The following is a 3,596-nucleotide window of genomic DNA, read 5'->3' on the forward strand; positions in this document are numbered from 1 at the left end:
CATCTGCATCAGCTGCGTGAAGCCGAGGATGGCGTTCATCGGTGTGCGCAGCTCATGGCTCATGCGCGACAGGAACTCGCTCTTGGCCTGGTTGGCCGCCTCGGCGGCCTCGCGGGCGCGGTCCAGCTCCTCGATGCGCAGCTGGTCGGTGATGTCCTCGATGATGCCCACCAGCCGGTGCGGCCGGCCGTCCGCGCCGCGCAGCAGGCTGACCAGCACGCGCGCATGGGCGGTGCTGCCGTCGGGACGGATATAGCGCTTCAAGCGGCGGTAGAACGGGATCTCACCGCGCATCAGCCGGCGTGCCAGGCGGATGTCCTCACGGCGGTCATCGGCATGGGTCACGTCGATGGAGCGCTTGTTCGCCAGCGCCTCGGCCGTGTAGCCGACCAGATGGCAGAAATGGGCATTGACCTCCTGGAAGCCGCCGTTGAGGTCGGTGAAGGCGATGCCGATGGGCGCAGTCTCGAAGATGCTGTGAAAGCGCTGCTCGCTCTGGCTCAGCGCGCGTTCGCCCTGGGCGCGGTTGGCAACCTCGCGCTCCAGCGCGGCCGTGCGTTCCTGCACCAGCGCCTCGACATGCTGGGTGCGGCCCGACATCAGCAGCAGCAGCGCGCCCACCATGGCCGTGGCCAGCAGGCCGACGAGGGCGAAGGCCCAGCTGCGCCCCGGCGCCTGCACCAGGCCGGGCAGGTCATAGATGCGAATCTCCCATGACCGGCCGCCGAACTCCAGCGGCATCTTGACCAGGGGCAGGTCGGCACCTCCACGTTGCACGGCCTCGCAGCCCAGACGCCCGCCCAGTCGCGGATAGAGCGCGCCGCGCTCCAGGTCGACGAGACAGGCGCCGAGATGCTCGGGCCAGTTGGCCGCCAGGCGCGACAGCAGCAGGTCGGGCCTCAGCGTGGCGAAGACGACGCCGTCCAAGGCCTGCTCGCTGGGCGCCGCCTGGCCCCGGTAGAGGGGCTGGTAGACCACAACGCCGACCGCGGCCTCCTTGTCCTGCGACAGCTGGAAGCCCGCCGACGCCACCGGTTTCCCCAGCGAAGCGGCGCGCTCGATGGCCGCGCGCGCGCCGGGGATGGTGCGCACGTTCACGCCCAGCGCGCCGGCATTGCGCGACAGCGGTTCGATGAGGCGGATGGCCAGCATGTCCTCGTCCGCCGGTGGGCGCAGGTCGCCGGCACGCAGGCGGTCRCGCGCCTGGTAGCCGCCGGGAAAGGCATCGGCCGCGGCAGCCGCGTTGAAGCGGTCGACGTCGGCGCGCGCAACACGCAGCGTCAGGCCCAGCGCGATCAACGGGCTCTCCTCGGTCAGGAAGCCGCTCGTCGCTTGGGCGAACTCCGCGCGCGTCGGCCTTGGCTTGACCTTGACGAGGCCGTGCACGCCCTCCAGTGCCAGCAGCGGCTCGCGCAGCCGGCCGGCCAGGTCCTGGGCGGCGCTGGTCGCGTCGCGCGTGAAGTCGGCGCGGTTGCGCTGGCGGTCCCATTCCATCGTGACGGCCACGCCCAGGCCCACGAGCAGCGTGGTCAGCAGCATCGGCAGGCCGACGCTGAAGCGCCGCGTTGCCCAGGCCGAACGCGGCTGGCCGATCAGGGCCAGGGTGATCGGCGTGGCGATGAGCACGCCCATCAGGTCGCCGGTCCACCAGATCGTCCAGACCAGGCCCATCTGCGCGGTGGCGATGACGCCGAAGGCCTTCAGCACCAAGCTCGCGCAAGTTGGGCTGACGACGCCCGCCAGCGCCGCCGCGAACAGATAGCCGGCGATCTCGCGCGGCGAGGCCAGCACCAGCGGCCGGCCGCACCAGCGCCGCATCAGCAGCGTGCCGGCCACTGCCTGGGCGGCGGCACCCAGGCCGATGCCCAGGGCCAGCGGCAGCACGCCGCTCAGTTCGTTCATCGTCGTGGCCTGCACGATGAAGGACCCCAGGGCCACGGCCGGCGTGTAGCGCAGGCCCCAGACAAGCAGCACGGCCAGGCCCCAGCCGGCGGCGGGGTAGATGGGCGCGACCTGGTAGGGCGGCAGCACCATCAGCAGGCCCAGCCGCGCCAGCACGTAATAGACGGCGACGATGGCCGCCGACAGCGCCAGGTAGCGGCCCACGTCGCGGGCGCTCAGCGGCCGCATGGCCTTCATTCGGCCTGGGCCTCCCTCAGCGTCTGCACGACGGGCCGCTGCAGCACGCCGCGCAGGCTCCACCAGCCGGCGCTCCAGGCCAGCAGCGCGCCGCAGGCCGCGCCAACCAGCGGCACCCAGGGCTTGATGTGCCAGTCGAACTCGAAGACGAAGCGCGCCAGCAGGGCCGCCAGCACCAGCGCCACGGCGCCGGCCAGGAAGCCGGCCAGGGCGCCGACACCCAGCAGCTCGGCGCGCTGCACCTGGGCCAGCAGCGACGACGGCGCGCCCAGCGCCCGCATCAGCGCGAACTCACGCGTGCGCGCCTCGCGCGTGCTGCCCACGGCCGCCAGCAGCACGACCAGGCCGGTGGCCAGCGTGAAGCTGAACAGGAACTGCACCGCCTGGATGACCTGGTCCAGCACGCCCTGCACCTGATTGAGCTGGGCCGACACGTCGATGACGGTGAGATTGGGGAACTGGCGCGCCAGCTCGCGGTCCAGCTTGGTGGCCGGCGGGCTGCGGTAGGCGGCGATCTGCGTGGACGGCAACTCGGGCAGCTCGGCCTTCTCGAACAGCACAAAGAAGTTGACCCGCATGGACGACCAATCGACCTTGCGCAGATTGGTGATGCGCCCCTGCACGGGCTGGCCGGCGATGTCGAAGGCCAGCGTGTCGCCGAGCTTCAGGCCAAGCGTCTGCGCCAGGCCTTCCTCGACGCTCAGGCCGGTCTCGTCGGGCTTGGCATCACCCCAGCGGCCGCTGGTGATCTGGTTGTGGGCCGGCTTGTCGGCCGTGTGGCTGAGGTTGAACTCGCGCTCGGCCAGGCGCTGGGCGCGTTCCTCGGCAAAGCGCTTGGCCTGCACCGGCTCGCCGTTGATCGCCGTCAGGCGGCCGCGGATCATCGGGTACCAGTCGTAGTCCTTCACGCCGGCGTCCGTCAGCGTCTTGCGAAAGGCTGTTGCCTGGTCGGGCTGGATGTTGATGACGAAGCGGTCCGGTGCGGCCGCCGGCGTCGCGCGGCGCCAGCTGTCGATCAGGTCGGTGCGCAGCAGCACCAGCAGCGCCAGCGCCAGCAGGCCGACCGCCAACGAGGACACCTGCATGACTGCAAAGCCCGGCCGTGCCGCGACCTGGCGCGTGGCCAGCAGCAGCCAGCGCGGCACGCCCGCACCGCTGACATTGACCGGCACCAGCCGGCGCAGCAGCCACACCGCCGCCCAGGCCAGCAGCGCGAACAGCAGCACCGCGGCGGCAAAGCCTGCGGCGGCGATGGCGCCGAGCTTCACGTCGCCTGCCAGCACGACGAGGATGGCCGCGAGGCCCGCCACACCCGCGCCGAGCACCAGCAGTGAGCCGGCCTTGGGCGCGCCGAGGTCGCGGCGGATGACGCGCAGCGGTGGCACGGCGGCGAGCTGCAGCACCGGCGGCAGGCCGAAGCCCAGCAGCAGCGACAAGCCCAGGCCCAGGCCCAGCAG

The 3,596-nt window shown here is 71.9% G+C and carries 2 protein-coding genes; both read right to left on the reverse strand.

The genetic code is table 11. The features are described from left to right. Positions 1 to 2,130 (reverse strand): CHASE domain-containing protein (locus tag AC1DU6_RS23720; RefSeq protein ID WP_477860047.1); only part of this gene is annotated, 2,130 nt, incomplete at its 3' end. Between the two features lie 5 nt (positions 2,131 to 2,135). Continuing rightward, a partial coding sequence (locus AC1DU6_RS23725) for an ABC transporter permease (protein ID WP_477860049.1) occupies positions 2,136 to 3,596 on the reverse strand: 1,461 nt, incomplete at its 5' end.

The organism is Roseateles sp. P5_B10 (assembly GCF_056400485.1).